Origin of the sequence: Pseudomonas neustonica (assembly GCF_003797945.1) — a bacterium.
Taxonomy (GTDB): Bacteria; Pseudomonadota; Gammaproteobacteria; order Pseudomonadales; family Pseudomonadaceae; genus Halopseudomonas; species Halopseudomonas neustonica.
This window is the reverse complement of record NZ_RKKU01000002.1, coordinates 1-17,417: the sequence shown is the minus strand read 5'-3', so window position 1 is coordinate 17,417 and position 17,417 is coordinate 1. Positions and strand designations below refer to the sequence as shown.

The following is a 17,417-nucleotide window of genomic DNA, read 5'->3' as shown; positions in this document are numbered from 1 at the left end:
GCCTTGATGATCAGGTCCGAATCAGGAGGTAGCCTGGGTCCGGTGAATTTTTTCCAGTTTTTTGCGAATCCGGTCACGCTTCAGGTTAGACAGGTAATCGACGAATAGCTTGCCGTTGAGGTGGTCGCATTCATGCTGAATGCAGACCGCCAGCAGGCCTTCATATACCTCGTCAAAGGGGTTACCGTCGCGGTCCAGCGCCTTGACCCGCACGCGCTCGGGGCGGTTGATGCTTTCGTAGAAACCGGGGACCGACAAGCAGCCCTCCTGCATCTCTTCCAAATCCTCGGTCAGCGGCTCTAGCTCGGGGTTGATGAACACCCGTGGCTCGCTGTGATCCTCGGACAGATCAATCACCACGACGCGCTCATGCACATTGACCTGGGATGCGGCCAGGCCAATGCCGGGCGCGTCATACATGGTCTCGAACATGTCGTCGATCAGTTGCTTGATGCGCGCATCCACCGCGGTGACTGGCTTGGCGATGGTACGCAGCCGTGGATCTGGAAATTCAAGTATGTTCAGTATGGCCATATCGGTTTGTGATGCTTTATGTGGAACAAATCTAATTTGTGCTGCTAAGATGATGAGCAGCTTGGAATAATGCAGGTCTAGCGTGTGGGAGCACGTGCCAGGCCTAAGTGCTGGCCTCTATAATAAAGGGATTCGCGTCATGAGGAAAACATTACTCGGCCTCCTGTTGCTCGCAGTGAGCGTTTGGGTACAGGCTCAAGAGCCTGTTTTTAAGGAAAATCATCCAGATACCTACACAGTGGTCAGGGGAGACACTCTATGGGATATCTCGGGACGTTTCCTCAACTTGCCATGGAAGTGGCCGGAAATCTGGCACGCTAACCCGCAAATCGATAACCCACACCTGATCTACCCCGGTGATCTTATTTCCCTGGTGTATATCGATGGTCAACCGCGCCTGATGGTTAACCGTGGTAACGGCGGCAAGATCAAGCTGTCGCCGCAGGCTCGCGTGCGTCCGATTGCCGAGGCCATTCCGACTATTCCGCTGGAAGCGATCAATTCCTTCCTGCGCGCTGGCCGTGTGATCAATGACCCTTCCGAGATTGAGCAGGCGCCCTATGTTATCGGTGGCGCGGCGGAAAGTGTGGTCGCTGGTGCGGGCAGCAAGGTGTATGCGCGTGGTGATTTTTCCGCCAACGTTCCTGCCTACGAGATCTATCGTCGCGGCAAGGCCTACACCAACCCGGAAACCGGTGAATTGCTGGGTATCCACCTGCAGGAAGTGGGTAACGGTACTGTTGCGGCAGTCAACGATGATATCGCCACGCTGAATATCACCCGCAGCCGTCAGGAAGTATTGGTAGAAGATCGTCTGCTGGAGTCGGAAGAGCGCTCTGTTGCCTCTACCTTCTTCCCCAGCGAGCCTAGTCAGGAAATCAATGGCCTGATCATGGACGTACCAAACGGCGTTACCCAGATTGGTCAGTATGATGTGGTACTGCTCGACAAGGGTTCGCGCGAAGGCTTGATCGAAGGCAACGTACTGGCCATCTACAAGACCGGCGAAATCGTCCGCGACCGGGTACGCAACGAGCGGGTGCAATTGCCTGCCGAGCGTGCCGGCCTGCTGATGGTGTTCCGTGTGTACGACAAGATGAGCTATGGCATCGTGCTCAACGCGACGCGCCAGATGGCGATTCTCGATCAGGTACGCAACCCCTGAGTTGAACGCTGTTCAAGGCCGCCGGAAGGCGGCCTTGTTGTTTCTGTAGATCAAGGATGATCCATGTTTCCCGACCTGTCCGATTCGCGGCAGGCCTGGTTGGCGCTGACACTGCTCGATGGTGTTGGTCCCCGCTTTATCCAGCGTCTGTTGCAAGAATTTACCTCTCCTTCCGCCTTTCTCAATGCTGAGCCCGCAACGCTGCGTGCGTTGGGTGTAGTACCGCGTGTGCTTAATAGTCTCGCTGCGTTACAGCGTGGCGAATCATCGCTGCTGGCCCGTTTGCAGTTGGCCCTGGAATGGCAGACCAGCGCTGGCCAGCAGATCATCTGTCTGGATGAGACAGACTACCCTGCCCTTTTGCGGCAGATCGCCGATCCGCCAGCGGTACTCTTTGTGCGGGGTAATGCCGGGCTATTGGGCGATCCACAGATAGCCATGGTTGGAACGCGGCACCCCAGCCCGCTTGGCGCGGAAACCGCTCGTGCTTTTGCCCGCAGCTTTACCCAGGCCGGCCTGAGTGTGACCAGTGGCATGGCGTTGGGCGTGGATGCGGCCTGTCATCAGGGCGCACTGGATGCTGGCGGGCAAACGCTGGCGGTGTGGGGCACCGGGCTGGACCGCTGCTATCCGGCGCGCCATCGCAAGTTGGCGGAACAGATTGTGGCGCAAGGCGGCGTGCTGGTATCGGAGATGTGGCCTGATATCGGCCCACAGGCGGGGCAGTTTCCGCGGCGTAATCGCATCATCAGCGGGTTGTCATTAGGCACACTGGTGGTGGAGGCCAGCCTCAATAGCGGTTCATTGATTACTGCGCGACTGGCGTTGGAGCAGGACCGTGAGGTCTTTGCCATGCCGGGCTCAATTCATAACGTGCAGGCGCGGGGTTGTCACCGTCTGTTGCGTGAAGGCGCCAATTTGGTGGAGTGCGTGCAGGATGTGCTCGATGTGCTGCAGCTGCCATTACAGACCGCGCTGCAGCTCGAGAGCACTGCTCCGAGTGAGCCGGATAGCCCCCTGTGGCAATGGCTCGGTTATGATCCGGTCAGTATCGATTGGTTGGTGCAGCACAGCGGCCTGGCGGTGCAGGAGGTGATGCCAGCGCTGCTGGAATGGGAGCTGGATGGGCTGATATTGAATACCGCTCAGGGTTTTTGCCGCGCGCGACCTTGAGCCTTTGGCCGCGAGCCGCTACTGTCGCAGGCATTGACCCGTTGAGGAACTTCCATGCTGGCACACTGGCGTACTACCCGTCTGAACTCGCTGCTACAGGCTGGCGGCGTGATTGCTTACCCCACTGAGGCAGTCTGGGGGCTGGGCTGCAACCCCTGGGTTGGTTCGGCGGTTGAACGGCTGCTGTTGATCAAACAGCGTCCGGTGGCCAAGGGACTGATACTGGTCGCTGGCCATATCGAGCAGTTCGACTTTCTACTCTGGGATCTACCCGACGCGCAGCTGGCCAAATTGCGCCTGTCCTGGCCAGGTCCCAATACCTGGCTGGTACCCCATCAGGGCCGCCTGCCGGCCTGGATTACCGGGCAGCATGACACCGTGGCGCTGCGCGTCAGCAGCCATCCGGTGATTCGCCAACTCTGTGCCGCCGTCGGGCCGCTGGTCTCTACGTCAGCCAATCCGGCGGGCCACCCTCCGGCGCGTTCACGGTTGCGGGTTGAGCAGTATTTTCATAATGAGCTGGACGCTATCGTGCCTGGCGCGTTGGGTGCGCAGCGCAATCCCAGTATCATTCGTGATCTGCGTACTGAAAAAGTCATTCGGGCGTCCTGAGCAGGCGCGCCCGCAAGCCAGCAAGAGAGAATCTCTGTGAAACATGATCTTCCTACCCCCGCCGATGTGGCTGCGGTCAAAGACTATTTGATGAACCTGCAGGACCGAATCTGCAGCGCACTGGAGGCGGCCGATGGTCAGTCTCGTTTCGTTGAAGACAGCTGGCAGCGGCCGGGTGGTGGGGGTGGTCGGTCGCGTATTATCGAAGACGGCGGCCTGCTGGAAAAAGGCGGTGTGGGCTTTTCCCACGTATTTGGCGACGGTATGCCGCCCTCCGCGACGGCGCACCGCCCCGAGCTGGCTGGCCGTCATTTTCAGGCCATGGGCGTGTCTCTGGTGATGCATCCGGAAAATCCCTTTGTACCCACCTCGCATGCCAACGTGCGTTTTTTCATTGCCGAGAAAGAGGGTGCCGATCCGGTCTGGTGGTTTGGCGGCGGTTTTGACCTCACGCCCTACTACGCTAATGACGCCGACTGCGTGCACTGGCATCGGGTCGCGCGCGACGCTTGTGCGCCCTTTGGTGATGACGTCTACCCGCGTTATAAAAAATGGTGTGATGAGTACTTTTATCTCAAGCATCGCAATGAAGCACGGGGTATTGGTGGCTTGTTCTTTGATGACCTGAATGAGTGGGGCTTTGAGCGCTGCTTCGAGTTTCAGCGTGCGATTGGTGATGCCTACCTGGAGGCTTACCTGCCGATTATCGAGCGCCGCCGTGCAGCCGCCTTCAACGCACAGCAGAAGGCGTTTCAGGAGTATCGCCGTGGTCGCTATGTCGAATTCAATCTGGTCTACGACCGCGGTACCCTGTTTGGTCTGCAGACCGGCGGACGCACCGAGTCCATCCTGATGTCGCTACCGCCAAAAGTGCGCTGGGGCTACAACTGGCAGCCTGAGGCCGATAGCCCCGAAGCCCTGCTGGCCGAGCAATACCTGACGCCGCGCGATTGGCTGGCGCAGGCCGACTGATGGGAGCCAAGACGATGGATAGTTATGCCGTTGTAGGTAATCCGATTGAGCACAGCAAATCCCCTCTGATCCACGCCATGTTTGCCGAGCAAACCGGGCAGCAGCTCGAATACGGCACCTTGCTGGCGCCGTTGGATGGCTTTGAGGCGAGCGTACGTGAATTCTTGCGTAGCGGACGCGGCGTCAATGTCACCGTGCCTTTCAAGGAGCAGGCCTGGGCGCTGGTAGACGAGCACTCGGCTGCCGCTGAACGGGCGGGCGCGGTGAACACCATAGTGCGCCGCGCTGATGGCAGCCTGCTGGGCGATAACACCGACGGCAAGGGACTGGTGCGCGATATTCAAGTCAACGCGGGCTTGTCACTGCGGGGCCTGAGTGTGCTGCTGGTAGGCGCCGGCGGCGCAGCACGCGGCGTGATTCAGCCCTTGCTGGCGGCGGAGCCAGCGCATCTGTGCGTGATCAACCGCACAGTGAGCAAGGCGGAAGAGCTGGCAGCCCTGTTTGTTGATCAGGGCCCTATTGCGGCAGCCGGTTTGCAGTGGCTGGTCGAGCCGGTTGATCTGATCATCAATGCGACCTCAGCCAGTCTCGCCGGGGACGTGCCGCCGATCCCGGAGAGTCTGATCAAACCGGGTCACACCTGGTGTTATGACATGATGTACAGCAGCGATGAAACCGCGTTCAACCGGTGGGCGCGTGAGCAGGGTGCGGCGCGCTGCATCGACGGCCTGGGCATGCTGGTCGAGCAAGCGGCTGAGGCCTTTTACCTTTGGCGCGGTGTGCGTCCTGATACCGCGCCGGTGCTGGCCAAGCTACGCACCAGTTGAGCTAGCTTGCCTGCCCGGCGCTCACGCGCGCCAAGGCAGGGCTGGCGCTTGCAAGGGTTCACCCTGGTAGCCGGTGACGCGCCCGAAGCGCGCATCACCAGCGTTCCAGTCGCGCCATGCGTCGGCAATCTCTGCCTTGCTGTAACCGACAAAATTCCAGAACATCAGAATCTCATCGGTAAAGGGCTCGCCGCCCAGCAGAATGGCGCGGCAGCCGGGCGCCAGGTGCACCTTCAGTGATTGGTGCCCGCAGCCCATATAGGCCAACTGGTTTTCGCTGAACACCTCGGTGCCGATGCTCAACTCCCCTTCCAGCAGCAAAATACCGTGCTCGAATCGCGGGTCAAGATCGAGCTCAAGCGCAGCGCCCTGAGTGGATTCCAGATCCATCGCCAGCAGCGGTGAATGCACCTGCACGGCAGAGCGATAACCGGCGTAGCTGCCCACCAGCAGACTATGTTTCACGCGTTGCGCCGTCCAGCGCGGTAAATCCGGATAATGAGTAAAGTCGGGGTCGCAGTGGCCATGCGTTTTTGGCAGGGCAATCCACAGCTGCGCAGCGTGCAGGCCGCTGGCGCTTGGCAGGGAGTCCTCGGTATGGCTGATACCCCGCCCGGCGGTCATCAGGTTGACTTCGCCGGGGCGCAGCACCTGTTCATTGCCCAGACTGTCCCGATGCATAACCTCGCCCTCAATCATCCAGGTGAAGGTCTGCAGACAGGTGTGCGGGTGCGCTCCCACATGCATGCCTTCGCCCGGTGCAAAGCGCGCCGGACCGGCATGATCGAGAAAGCACCAGGCGCCTATCATGCGCCGCTGCCGAGTCGGCAGTACGCGATTGACGGTTAGTGTGCCGCCAATCTCGGCGCTGCGCGCATTGATACGCTGCACACTGGCTACCTCATTCAGGCAGTCGCTGGACGAGGACAGCTGGCTCCGGGTTTCCTGATTGCTCATGGGCAGGTTCCTCACGGCGTAATGTATTGCAGTAGGTTTATTGCCGCACCGGCTGGCGACCTGTGTCCTGTTCAGCCTGACTCAAGCGGCGCCCTCTTGGGGCGCAGCAATGCGGTACACCATGCTATAGAGCAACGGCAGTATCAGTAGCGTAAGCAGGGTGGCAAAGCCAAGGCCAAACATGATGACCACCGCCATGCTCTGGAAGAAGGCATCGGTCAGCAGTGGCGCCATGCCGAGTATGGTGGTCAGCGCCGCCATTGCGACCGGCCGTACCCGGCTAATGGACGCATCGACCAGGGCCGAGTAGCGGTCCTTGCCGCTATCGATCTGCTGGCCTATCTCATCGACCAATACGATACCGTTCTTCACCAGCATGCCACTCAGGCTGAGAAAGCCCAGTAGCGCCATGAAGCCGAAGGGGATACCGGTCAGCAGAAAACCCAGGGTGACGCCGATGACAGCCAGTGGCACTGTGGCCCAGATGATGCCAGCACGCTTGATCGAGTCAAACAGCAGTACCGTGATCAGAAACATCGCCAGATAACCCAATGGCAGATTGCTGAATACGGCTTTCTGGGCATCCCGCGAGTTTTCGTATTCGCCGCCCCATTCCAGGCTGTAGCCGCGCGGCAGTTCTATTGCTTCGATCTGCGGCCTCAGGCGGCTGAACAGTTCAGTCGCGGTTGCCTGGCTGATGATGCTCGGGTCGGCCTGCACGGTAAGGGTACGCTTGCGGTTCTCACGTATGATCATCGGATCTTCCCACAGGGTTACGAAGCCGCTGACCACTTGCTCGACCGGGATATAGGTACTGCGTGCGCCGCTCCAGACCTGCAGGTCGTTCAGTGTGCTGGCATCCAGTCGCTCGTCATCCGGGGTGCGGGCCACAATCGGCAGCATGCGGGTGCCGTCGCGGTAGAGACCGACGTTCAGACCGCTGAAGTTCATTTTCAGCAGCGCATCGAGATCGCGCTTATCGACCCCCAGTTCACGGGCCTGGGCCTCTACGAACTGCGGGCGCACCAGCTTTGTCCGCTCGCGCCAGTCGTGCATCACCGCGTCGGACACCGGGTCCGCGCGCATGATGGCGATAGTCTCGGCGCCTAGCCAGCGCAGAACCTGCGGATCCGGCCCGGTAAAGCGTGCTTCGATCTTGCTGTCGCTGCCCGGTCCGAGCATCAACTGCTTGAGTTTTACCCGGGCGGTCGGATGCTGGCGTTTGAAATAGCTGTCCAGCTCGGCAATCAAGGGCGTTATCTGCTCGCGCTCCTCGGTTCGCACCAGTAGCTGCGCGTAGTTGGCGTGGATACGTTGCGGGAAGTAGGTGAGGATAAAGCGCAGCGCACCCTGGCCGATGGTCGAGGTCACCGACGTCACGCCCGGCTGCGCCAATACATACTGGTCGACTTCGGCAGTTACCTGCTCGGTGTAGCGGATATCGCTGCCCTTGGGCAGCCAGATATCGATGAAGAACATGGGCGTATTGGAGGGTGGAAAGAAGCTCTGACGTACCAGGCTAAAGCCATAAACCGAGGCGCCCAGCATCACCACGAGCATCACCAGGGTGACGACTCGATGGCGTAGCGCACTGCCCAGTAGGCGACGATAGACGGTAAATATCAGTCCCTTGTACGGATCCTGTTGGTTGTCCGTAGCGTCCGCCTGGCTTGGTTGGTCGCGGAAAAACAGGCTGGCAAAGAAGGGCGTCAGGGTGATGGCGGTGACCCAGCTGAGCAGTAACGAGATCAGCAATACCTGAAACAGCGACAGACAGTATTCGCCGGTGGCGTCATCCGACAGGCCGATGGGCGCAAAGGCAATAATGGCGATTGCGGTTGCACCCAGCAGCGGCAGTTGGGTTTGCTGGACGATGTCACGGGCCGATTGCAGTGTGCTCCGCCCGCGCTGGCGCCCGACCAGAACCCCCTCGACAATAACAATGGCGTTATCAACCAGCATCCCTAGTGCGATAACCAGTGCGCCCAGGGAAATGCGCTGCAACTCTATGTCCAGCAGGCGCATGAAAATGAAGGTGCCGAGTACCGTGAGCGCCAGTATCAGGCCGATCAGCAGTCCGCTGCGCAGTCCCATGAACATCAGCAGCACGGCAATCACGATGGCGACAGACATGATGAAGTTGAAGACAAAGCCGCTGACCGACGCCTCAACCTCATGCGCCTGGTTGTAGAACATCCCAACCTGCATACCCGCAGGACGGTCTGCGTCCAGTTGCGCCAGTCTTGCGGTGACCGCATTACCAACATCCACTACGTTTACGTGATTGGCAAAGGATACGCCCAAGCCCAGGGCGGGCCGGCCTTGAGCGCGATACAGATTGGTTGGCTCTTCGGCAAAGCCGCGGCTGACGGTCGCCATGTCGCCGAGGTAGACCCGGCGCGAGCTACCCGGCTCGCTGATGATCAGGCGCTCCAGCTCGTTAACATCCTGAAACTCGCCGGTGGGGTGCAGGCGAATGGATTCGCTACCTACCAGTATCTTGCCCGCATCCGAGACCACATTCTGGTTGCTCAGCAGTTGTTGCAAGCGCTGCGGTGCAATGCCCAGTGCCGTCATCCGCGCGCGAGATATTTCTACATACACCTGCTCCTGTGGCACTCCAGCCAGGCTGACCTTACCCACGCCATCCACCAACACCAGCTCACGGCGCAGGTGCTCGGCAAAATCACGCAGCTCGCTATAGTCGTAGCCTTCCCCGCTGACCATGAGGAAGATGCCGTACACGTCGGCAAAGTCGTCTTTGATCTGCGGCTCCCCGACGCCGGGCGGCAGACTGGGTTGCAGATCGTTGATGCGACGACGCAATTCGTCCCAGATCTGTGGCAGCTGGTCTGCGCCGTAGCTGCTTTGCACCTCAACGGTGATCTGCGACAGCCCGGCGCTGCTGATGGAGGTGACCTTATCGATATAGGGAAGCTGCTGAATGGCGTTTTCCAGCGGGTAGGTGAGCTCTTCTTCTACTTGCTCCGGCGAAGCGCCCGGATAGGGCGTGACGACCATAGCCATTTTCAGGGTAAAGGCCGGATCTTCCAGTCGACCCAGCTCGACAAAGGCAATAGCGCCGCCAACGCCCATGATCAGGGCTACCAGCCAACTGGTAACCTTGTGCTTGATGAAGTAACCAGCGATATCCATTACAGACCCCGCTCACGCACCCAGGGCCGGACGCGTTGGCCCGCCTGCAGTTCGGCGCCTCCGGCGGCGACCACCCGCTCTCCTGCTTCAAGCCCTGAGGTGACTTCAATACCATCGTGGGTCAATTGGCCAACTTCCACCTTGCGGGCAACCACCTGCAAGCCCTCATCAGTCTCTTCGGTCACCCATACTTGCTGCTGACTGCTATCGCGGGTATCCGGGCTGAACACGGCTTCTACCGGCACTATAATCGGGATATTGCCGTTACGACTGAGCAAAGCAAAATCGATGATCACAGTGGCACTCATGCCGGGCAGCAGTACGATGCCTTCGGGCATCGGCATGCTCAGGGTGACATCGTAGGTCAGGGTCTTTGGATCTGGTTGGCTGGCGTGCTCCTTGTAGACAGCCTGCACCAGTTCGCCATTGAGATTGTCCAGACGCACACGCGGGTGTATGTCCGCCGGAATTAGATCGCGGCGCAGGCTCGACAACAACCCCTCTGGGACCTGAAAGACAACGTCCATGCTCTCGCGGGCATACAGGGTGGCGATGGGCTGGTTCGGTTGCACCACCTGATATTGCTCTACGTGGGTGCGAGCTATGATGCCGGGGAAAGGTGCTGTTAGCCGGGTATAGGCCAGTTCCTGTTTGGCCAGGTTCAGCGCCGCCTCGGCAGAGTTGAACTGCGCTTTACGCTGGTCGTATTCGGCGCGCGAGACCATCTGCTTTTCAAGCAGCTGCTGCATGCGCGCGAATTGGCTTTGCGTCAGGTCATAACTGGCCTGACGGTCGCTGACCTTTAGCTGGTAATCGGTATCGTCGAGCAAGGCAATTAACTCGCCTTTCTTTACCTGCTGACCTTCCAGCACTTTCAGCGCCTGCAGTTCGCCTCCAAGTCGGAAGGACAGCTCGGCCTGTTCCGGCGCCTGCAGCCTTGCCGGGAACTCACGCACGCGTTGGCTACTGGGGTCTGCGACGGTAAACAGCTTGACTGGTCGCGCTTGCGTTGCCGCAGGTGGTTGTTCGTCTGCGCAGCCACTGAGCAGGGCGAGGCAGACTGTGACCAAGACAGAAATACGGCAAAGTTGATTGGCGCGATGCATAGGTAATCCGTGTTCTTATGACGGGAAATATCAGCACAGATTATAGGTAAATACCGGATAAATGGCAGGAAAACGAAGCAATATCGTCGGTATTTCATGTAGCTAGAGACCTGTGGCGTTTTGCCGCTTGCACGTGACCAGCAAACAATCTATATTTTTATATATTATATTTTCGTTAATAATAGCCCAGAGGTACTTTGCCATGGTCTTTCGTCAATTGTTCGATGCCGCGTCATCAACCTACACCTACCTGCTGGGTGACACTACCAGCGGAGAAGCGCTATTGATTGATCCGGTGTTTGAGCAGGCTCAGCGCGATCTCTCACTGATCCGTGAACTGGGCTTACAACTCAAGCTGGTCGTCGACACACATGCCCACGCCGATCACATCACTGCGGCCTGGCTGCTTAAGCAGAAAACCGGCTGCCTGATCGCTTCTGCGGCCGTTATAAACGCAGAGCACCTCGATCTGCCGTTATCCCATGGTCAGACGTTTGGCGTTGCCGGCGTGAGCCTGGAGGCGCGGGCCACTCCCGGTCATACCGACGGTTGTATGAGCTATGTGCTGGCCGACCATTCGATGGTATTTACCGGTGATGCGCTATTGATTCGGGGCTGTGGCCGTAGTGACTTTCAGCAGGGCAATGCGGCCACTCTTTTTCATTCGATCACCGAGCAACTGTTCAGCCTGCCGGATGACTGCCAGGTTTACCCGGCGCACGACTACAACGGCCGCACGCAAAGCAGCATTGGCGAAGAGCGCAGCTATAACGCCAGAGTAGGTGGTAGTGCCAATGAAGCAGATTTTGTCGGCTACATGCAGGCCATGAGCTTGCCGCATCCGAAGAAGATCGACGAGGCAGTGCCAGCCAATCTGCGCAGCGGTTGCCCGGCAGATGGTCAGGTGCCGCCCGAACCGAACTGGGCCGAGGACCTGCGCGTCACCTATGCCGGTGTGCCAGAGATCGGCTCTGAGTGGCTGCTGTTGCATGCGGATCGGGTAACACTGCTGGATGTGCGGCAGGCCGGAGAGGTGATTCCCGGTGAGCTGCCGGAGGTGCTCGGCACGGCGCTGCAAATCCCGCTGGATCAGCTGCGCCAGCGCGTCACAGAAGTGCCGACCGACCTTCCGGTGGTTACCCTCTGTCGCTCCGGCCGGCGCTCGGCGTTGGCAACGTCGATCCTGCGGGAACAGGGCCTGGAGCAGGTTGCCAGCCTGCGCGGAGGCTTGCTGCCGTTGGCGCATGGCTGATCGCTGCGGTGCATGAATTGCTTGCCCGCACTATAATAGTGCGGGCCGATCGCATGATGCTTTGCCTGCCAACGTGGTCGGGTGCAGTAGAGTCAGGCTAACGGCATGCTATCAGGGCAGGTGAATTTTTTTTGTCATTTCCTGAACAAATGGCCAGCTTTTTGCTGCAAGCTTGTATCCGCCGTTCTCAACGCAAGTGTGGCGGTCGCCGATAACTAGATCCCAGGAGAAGTACCCATGAGTTTGAAACGCACTCTCGCACTGGCAGCCGCACTGGTGCTGCCCATGCAGGTAACGGCAGCGGAAGATCCATTAAAAGTGGGTTTTGTCTACGTTGGTCCCATTGGTGACCACGGCTGGAGCTACCAGCACGATCAGGGCCGCAAGGAGCTCGAAGCCCACTTCGGCGACAAGGTACAGACCACCTACGTTGAGAACGTCAACGAAGGCGCTGATGCCGAGCGTACCATCCGTCGCTTGGCGCAGGCCGGTAATGACGTCATTTTCACCACGTCTTTCGGTTTCATGAACGCGACTGCGCGCGTTGCCGCAGACTACCCTGATAAAACCTTTATGCACGCTACGGGCTATAAGCAGGCCGACAACCTGGGCACTTACCTGTCAGTTACCTATGAAGGCCGTTACGTCACCGGCACCGCCGCTGGTATGGTGACCAAGAGCAACACCATCGGTTACATCGCCTCCTTCCCGATTCCGGAAGTGATCCGCGACATCAACGCCACATTCATGGGCGCGCGTGCGGTCAACCCGGATGTAGAAATGAAAGTGGTATGGGTCAACACCTGGTTCGACCCGGCCAAGGAAGCTGATGCCGCCAACACGCTGATCGACCAGGGCGTGGACGTGATCGTGCAGCATACCGATAGCCCAGCTCCTCTTTTGGCTGCGCAGAAACGCGGCGTATGGGGTGTAGGTCAAGCATCGGACATGAGCCACTTTGCTCCTGAAGCGCACCTGTTGTCAGTGGTTAACGACTGGGGTCCTTACTACATCAAGAGCGTGCAGGACGTAATGGACGGCACCTGGGAGTCCGCTGACTATTGGGGCGGCATCCACGATGGCGTGATCAAGATTGAATCCATCAGTGACAAGCTGACCGCTGAACAACGCGCCAAGGTTGATGCCATGATCGCGTCTATCGGTAGCGGTGAGTTCCACCCCTTCACTGGTCCGATCAAGGATCAGAGCGGTACCGTTCGCGTTGCTGATGGTGTGGAGATGACACATGAGGAGTTGGCGGGTATGGATTGGTACGTTGAGGGTATGACGGCCACTATTCCGCAGTAATCTTGATGTGCTCTTGCTAACAGCGCGCTCATCACGTGGCTGTCAGTGGGATTCGCAGGTAGTGAAAAACCCGGATTTTGGTTCGGGTTTTTTTATGGGCTACATACTGGATAGTGATCGTTCCCACGCTCCGGCGTGGGAATGCAGCCCCGGATGCTCTGCGTCCATCACGTGCACATGCTCAACCACGCAGCAGATTGGCATGATCAGCCTTTCGCCCTGATGGCGAGCAGGGGGAAATGCTTGGCCATTTCCCCCTGCACCCCCTAGGCCACCCCAACTGCACGGCCCTGCGGGTTCGCTGCGTTGCTCGGTCTGGCGGGGGCACTCGCAAACTCGGCGCTACGCACCTCAGACACCGCGAGCACCTATTTCCCGCCAGTCCTGCGCTACTCGCCCGTGCAGACGGGGATTTGGGGTCCGTGCATTCTGGTGGATTTTTCTGGTGCTGCTTGCATAGCGTTGCTTGTGCAGTGATCGTTCCCACGCTCCGGCGTGGGAACGCAGCCCTCGATGCCCCGTGTCCATTGCGGCCATTTGCACCACAAGAGTCTGATCGCGCCCACAGCTCTGCGAGGAAATGCATGCTTCGGTGAATTGTTTTGGTCAGCCTTTCCCCCTGCTCGCCGTCAGGGCGAAAAGCTGATCAGAACAACCTGCCAAGGCCGGGTTAAAGAGCAGCCCAGTCCGTCACTGCGTAACTAACACCACAGAAACCAAAATCCTCTGCTCAATTGCCGCACACGTTCCCAGGCTGGAGCGTGGGAACGATCATTCAGTGAGCCTATGGCTAGGGCGAGGGTGAGCAACACCACGAAAAGATCGACCAGAATGCACGGACCCCAAATCCCCGTCTGCACGGGCGAGTAGCACAGGACTGGCGGGATAAGGTGCTCGCGGTGTTTGAGGTGCGTAGCGCCGAGTTTGCGAGTGCCCCCGCCAGACCGAGCAACGCAGCGAACCCGCAGGGCCGGGCAGTTGGGGTGGCCTAGGGGGTGCAGGGGGAAATGGCCAAGCATTTCCCCCGCTCGCCATCAGGGCGAAAGGCTGACCAGAACAATTAACGCCGTTGCTGTGAAAAGCGCAGGCTGGTCAGGGATTGGCAGCTTACAAGGCTCGCTAATCAGCCCCGAATCAACTGCGCCACCGACTCCTGCACCCGAGCTGTTAACTCAGCCTCATCCAACCCACAAACATCACCATTCTCAATAGCCGGCCGGCCCTGAATAAAGCTGTACTTTACACTCACCGGCTCACCACACATCAGTGGCGCCGTCAGCGGGCTGTGTACACCGGCGAAGCGCGGTAGGTTGATGTCGTAGAGCACCAGATCGGCGGCCATGCCGACGCTCAGTTCACCCACGTTGTCCAGCCCCAGCAGTTGTGCGCCATTGCGGCTGCCCCAAGTCAGCACCTGCTCTAGCGTCGTGGCTTCGGGCCCGTGCATGGCGCGATGAATCAGCCAGGCCATGTTCAGTTCCTGCAGCATCGAGCCAGACTCGGCTGAAGCGGAGCCGTCCACGCCCAGAGTCACCGGCAGGCCGAGTTTTTCCATTTCGATGGCGCGTGCTACGCCGCTGCCGAGGCGGCAGTTGGAGGTGGGGCAATGGGCGATGGTCGTACCTCGTTCGGCCAGGCGTGACAGGGCGTGGTCGTCGCAGTGCACCAGGTGGGCATACCAGACGTCCTCACCCAGCCAGTCGCAGGACTCCGCGTAGTCGACGGCGCTCATGCCGTACTTCTTCTGCGCCTGCACCTCGTCAAAGTTGACCTCCAGCAAATGCGAGTGCATGCCCAGGCCAAACTCGCGGGCATAGGCTGCCTGCGCGCGCAGACCGTCCGGGTCACTGGAGTGGATCAGGCTGGTGGGAGCGACCACCAGTTTGCGCATGGCATCGCCGCCGCTCTGGTGGTAACGACTGCGGCTGGCTTCCAGCCGGTTGAGAATCTGCTCCAGGCTTTCCGGCGCGATGCCGTGATCGACCATGCCCTGGTGGCTGCCGACCTCGGTCGCGCTACCCCGGCACAGCACCATACGCATGCCGAGTTCATCGGCGGCCTGCCAGACCGCGTCTTCCAGCTCGGGGCTGGTGGTCGCGTGGTACAGGTAGTGGTGGTCGGCGCAGGTGGTTGCGCCCGAGCGCAGCAGTTCATACAAACCAAGCCGCGCGGCGTGGTACATCAGCTCTGGGGTCACCTTGGGCCAGTAGCGGTAGGGTACCGAGCTGAGCCAGTCGCCGAGATCTTGGTTCAGGCCTTCCGGCACGCCTTTCATGATGGACTGCGCGAGGTGGTGATGGGTGTTGACCAGCCCCGGCCAAACGACGCAGCCCTTGGCGTCAATGATCTGCTCGGATTGATCGGCCAATGGCTGCAGGTTGCCGCCCATTTCGGTGATTTTGCCCGCGCTGATGCGAATATCGCGCGCGTCGCTTTGGGTCGGGGAAAAAATTGCTGCCGTATTCTTGATCAGGTACGCCATGGAACTGCTCCTTTAAGCCAGCCAAAGAGCAATGTCCCGGAGCCTGGCTCCTGACCGCTTCTACTCTAGTGCACATTCGGCCGCGAACCGTCGGGCTAAGCCCGGCCGGTTATTTGCCGGTAAGTTGTCTTCGGCTAAACAGTAGCAATTTTCTCACCAACCCGTCATGCGGCTGCAGGCTCTATCGTTTGGCGCTTGTTGGCGAGTCCACGCGTTGTGTTGGCGCAAAAATGGTGCAAGTGGTCAGCTTTTGCGCGAAGGCGGTGCAGCCGCACAGCGGTTGCCGCTGCGCAAGCAGGGCTGCAGGCCTCAGCAAGCCCACGTTCGTCAGAAAACGTCGAGCTGGCCTGATAACTGCTTGATAAATTTCGTTGCGCGATTATCCTCGGCAACGTGAGTAGAAGCTGTCAGGGGGCACCACCCCAGGTCATTGCTCAGTTTACGGTCGGACAATGCGCGCTGCGCGGCGGACCCATCGGACTGACAGGCACAGCTGCCTCACCCTCCGATTACCCCGCTTTCACGCACGCCATTCTCCGCCCCTTGCGCCCTCAAGGGCACTACTCGGAGAACACAGATGACAACCACCACCCCAGAATACGGACTGAAAGAACTGCAGCTGGAAACCACTTTTGGCGGCATGGGCAAGGAAACCGAGCGCGAGATTCCGCTGATCGACCTCAGTGATTTTGAAAACCGCCGCAGCGAGATCACCGACCAGCTTTGGCAGGCCGCGACCCAGGTGGGATTCTTCCAGCTGGTGAACCATGGTCTGGACGTCAAGCTGGTGCAGAGTGCCTTTGCGCTATCGGAAGCTTTTTTCAGCCTGAGCAACGAGCAAAAAGCCGCCTTTGCGCTGAAAAAAGGCTTGAATACTGGTTGGGAGTTTATGTCGCAGGTACGGCCCTCGACCCGCACCGCCGACCAGAAAGAATCCTTCCAGATCACCTTGCCGCATATGGACGATCGCTGGCCCAACCAGACGGTCGTGCCGGAGTTTCACCGCATCATGCTCGACTTTGAATACCGCGCCTGGCAGTTGGGCATGCAGGTGTTGTCGTGCTTTGCCGAGCGCCTGGGTTTTGAGCGCGACTTTTTCACCAAAGCGCACGACCGGCGCCAGCCGGATTACCAAAGCACCCTGCGCCTGCTGCACTACCTCGCCATGCCGGAAGAGGATCAGGATGAAAGCCTGTGGCGCGCTGGCGCGCACACCGACTTTGATTGCCTGACCATGGTGTTCCAGAAAGAAGGCCAGGGCGGCCTGCAGGTCAGCCCCGGCAAAGATGCCGAGGGTGCTGGTGACAACCGCGAGTGGAGCAGTGTGATTCCGCGTGACGACATCATCACCTGCAACATTGGCGACATGCTGATGCGCTGGAGTGACGATCAACTCAAGTCCACTCTGCACCGCGTGCGCATGCCCAAGCCGGGTGAGTATCGCGGTCCGCGTTACAGCATGGCGTTCTTTTGTCAGGCCAACAAAACGGTGATGATTGAGAGTCCGGCTGGTAAGTATCCGCCCATTTCTGCTGCTGATTATTTGTTGCAGCGGATTCAGGCTAATTTTGCGGAGGCCAAGAAGTAGGTTTTGGGTTTTGGCGTAAGGGCTGCTTCGGTAGCCCTTTTTTGTGGGTGCTTTGGGGCTTTTAGCAGTATCGGTTTCGGTCTTCACGCGCGCTTTTCGCCTTGCTGGCGAGTCACCTTTCTTTACTTGCATAAAGAAACCTGACGCAAAGAAATGCACCTGTATGATTCAAAAACATAGGTAACACATCATTTCAAATACATGGGTTACACTTTTAACGTCCAATACGGAGTTAGATTCCCACCGGCTTTGCGCTGATCAAAGCCACCAAGCCTGACAGGCCCA

General features: G+C 59.0%; 13 protein-coding genes. 8 read left to right on the top strand and 5 right to left on the bottom strand.

The window, feature by feature from the left end; genetic code table 11:
* Positions 1–21: 21 nt before the first annotated feature.
* Positions 22–534, bottom strand: coding sequence for a peptide deformylase (gene def / locus EF096_RS02355; protein ID WP_123888013.1), 513 nt, complete (start codon positions 532–534; stop codon positions 22–24).
* 139 nt (positions 535–673) lie between these two features.
* On the opposite strand from def, the gene EF096_RS02350 reads away from it, so the two are divergent.
* The 5 genes from EF096_RS02350 to aroE all read left to right on the top strand — a co-directional run bounded on the left by EF096_RS02350 (position 674) and on the right by aroE (position 5,283).
* Positions 674–1,699 (top strand): LysM peptidoglycan-binding domain-containing protein, encoded by a 1,026-nt coding sequence (locus tag EF096_RS02350; protein WP_123888012.1) that lies wholly within the window; start codon positions 674–676, stop codon positions 1,697–1,699.
* A 63-nt stretch (positions 1,700–1,762) separates the two neighbouring features.
* Positions 1,763–2,872 (top strand): DNA-processing protein DprA, encoded by a 1,110-nt coding sequence (dprA, locus tag EF096_RS02345; RefSeq protein ID WP_123888011.1) that lies wholly within the window; start codon positions 1,763–1,765, stop codon positions 2,870–2,872.
* A gap of 54 nt (positions 2,873–2,926) precedes the next feature.
* Positions 2,927–3,484 carry an L-threonylcarbamoyladenylate synthase gene (locus EF096_RS02340; RefSeq protein WP_123888010.1) on the top strand — a complete coding sequence of 186 codons (558 nt, stop codon included), beginning with the start codon at positions 2,927–2,929 and terminating at the stop codon, positions 3,482–3,484.
* Positions 3,485–3,550: 66 nt separating this feature from the next.
* Positions 3,551–4,456 (top strand): oxygen-dependent coproporphyrinogen oxidase, encoded by a 906-nt coding sequence (gene hemF / locus EF096_RS02335; RefSeq protein ID WP_256671225.1) that lies wholly within the window; start codon positions 3,551–3,553, stop codon positions 4,454–4,456.
* A gap of 14 nt (positions 4,457–4,470) precedes the next feature.
* The gene (gene aroE / locus EF096_RS02330; RefSeq protein ID WP_123888009.1) at positions 4,471–5,283 is read left to right on the top strand and encodes a shikimate dehydrogenase; all 813 of its coding nucleotides are present in this window, start codon (positions 4,471–4,473) and stop codon (positions 5,281–5,283) included.
* Between the two features lie 21 nt (positions 5,284–5,304).
* Here the strand turns inward: aroE and EF096_RS02325 are convergent, their stop codons facing one another.
* The 3 genes from EF096_RS02325 to EF096_RS02315 all read right to left on the bottom strand — a co-directional run bounded on the left by EF096_RS02325 (position 5,305) and on the right by EF096_RS02315 (position 10,502).
* Entirely contained in the window at positions 5,305–6,240 is a 936-nt protein-coding gene (locus EF096_RS02325) for a pirin family protein (RefSeq protein WP_123888008.1), read from the bottom strand.
* Positions 6,241–6,321: 81 nt separating this feature from the next.
* On the bottom strand, positions 6,322–9,396 hold the full coding sequence (locus EF096_RS02320) for an efflux RND transporter permease subunit (RefSeq protein ID WP_123888007.1): 3,075 nt from the start codon (positions 9,394–9,396) through the stop codon (positions 6,322–6,324).
* Positions 9,396–10,502 (bottom strand): efflux RND transporter periplasmic adaptor subunit, encoded by a 1,107-nt coding sequence (locus EF096_RS02315; RefSeq protein ID WP_123888006.1) that lies wholly within the window; start codon positions 10,500–10,502, stop codon positions 9,396–9,398. The genes EF096_RS02320 and EF096_RS02315 overlap by 1 nt, the downstream gene beginning before the upstream one ends.
* A 202-nt stretch (positions 10,503–10,704) precedes the next feature.
* On the opposite strand from EF096_RS02315, the gene EF096_RS02310 reads away from it, so the two are divergent.
* Both EF096_RS02310 and EF096_RS02305 read left to right on the top strand, forming a co-directional pair.
* Positions 10,705–11,754, top strand: a complete 1,050-nt coding sequence (locus tag EF096_RS02310; RefSeq protein WP_123888005.1) for an MBL fold metallo-hydrolase — start codon at positions 10,705–10,707, stop codon at positions 11,752–11,754.
* A gap of 237 nt (positions 11,755–11,991) precedes the next feature.
* On the top strand, positions 11,992–13,062 hold the full coding sequence (locus tag EF096_RS02305) for a BMP family ABC transporter substrate-binding protein (protein WP_123888004.1): 1,071 nt from the start codon (positions 11,992–11,994) through the stop codon (positions 13,060–13,062).
* 1,123 nt (positions 13,063–14,185) lie between these two features.
* Here the strand turns inward: EF096_RS02305 and EF096_RS02300 are convergent.
* Positions 14,186–15,544 carry an amidohydrolase family protein gene (locus EF096_RS02300; protein WP_123888003.1) on the bottom strand — a complete coding sequence of 453 codons (1,359 nt, stop codon included), beginning with the start codon at positions 15,542–15,544 and terminating at the stop codon, positions 14,186–14,188.
* Between the two features lie 577 nt (positions 15,545–16,121).
* Here EF096_RS02300 and EF096_RS02295 point away from each other — a divergent pair.
* The gene (locus EF096_RS02295) at positions 16,122–17,132 is read left to right on the top strand and encodes an isopenicillin N synthase family dioxygenase (protein ID WP_123888002.1); all 1,011 of its coding nucleotides are present in this window, start codon (positions 16,122–16,124) and stop codon (positions 17,130–17,132) included.
* Positions 17,133–17,417: the final 285 nt, after the last annotated feature.

Excerpts from the sequence above, each read along its gene's own strand:
- def (WP_123888013.1), bottom strand. The coding sequence starts at position 534 with ATGGCCATACTGAACATACTTGAATTTCCAGATCCACGGCTGCGTACC.
- EF096_RS02350 (WP_123888012.1), top strand. The coding sequence starts at position 674 with ATGAGGAAAACATTACTCGGCCTCCTGTTGCTCGCAGTGAGCGTTTGG.
- dprA (WP_123888011.1), top strand. The coding sequence starts at position 1,763 with ATGTTTCCCGACCTGTCCGATTCGCGGCAGGCCTGGTTGGCGCTGACA.
- EF096_RS02340 (WP_123888010.1), top strand. The coding sequence starts at position 2,927 with ATGCTGGCACACTGGCGTACTACCCGTCTGAACTCGCTGCTACAGGCT.
- aroE (WP_123888009.1), top strand. The coding sequence starts at position 4,471 with ATGGATAGTTATGCCGTTGTAGGTAATCCGATTGAGCACAGCAAATCC.
- EF096_RS02325 (WP_123888008.1), bottom strand. The coding sequence starts at position 6,240 with ATGAGCAATCAGGAAACCCGGAGCCAGCTGTCCTCGTCCAGCGACTGC.
- EF096_RS02320 (WP_123888007.1), bottom strand. The coding sequence starts at position 9,396 with ATGGATATCGCTGGTTACTTCATCAAGCACAAGGTTACCAGTTGGCTG.
- EF096_RS02315 (WP_123888006.1), bottom strand. The coding sequence starts at position 10,502 with ATGCATCGCGCCAATCAACTTTGCCGTATTTCTGTCTTGGTCACAGTC.
- EF096_RS02310 (WP_123888005.1), top strand. The coding sequence starts at position 10,705 with ATGGTCTTTCGTCAATTGTTCGATGCCGCGTCATCAACCTACACCTAC.
- EF096_RS02305 (WP_123888004.1), top strand. The coding sequence starts at position 11,992 with ATGAGTTTGAAACGCACTCTCGCACTGGCAGCCGCACTGGTGCTGCCC.
- EF096_RS02300 (WP_123888003.1), bottom strand. The coding sequence starts at position 15,544 with ATGGCGTACCTGATCAAGAATACGGCAGCAATTTTTTCCCCGACCCAA.
- EF096_RS02295 (WP_123888002.1), top strand. The coding sequence starts at position 16,122 with ATGACAACCACCACCCCAGAATACGGACTGAAAGAACTGCAGCTGGAA.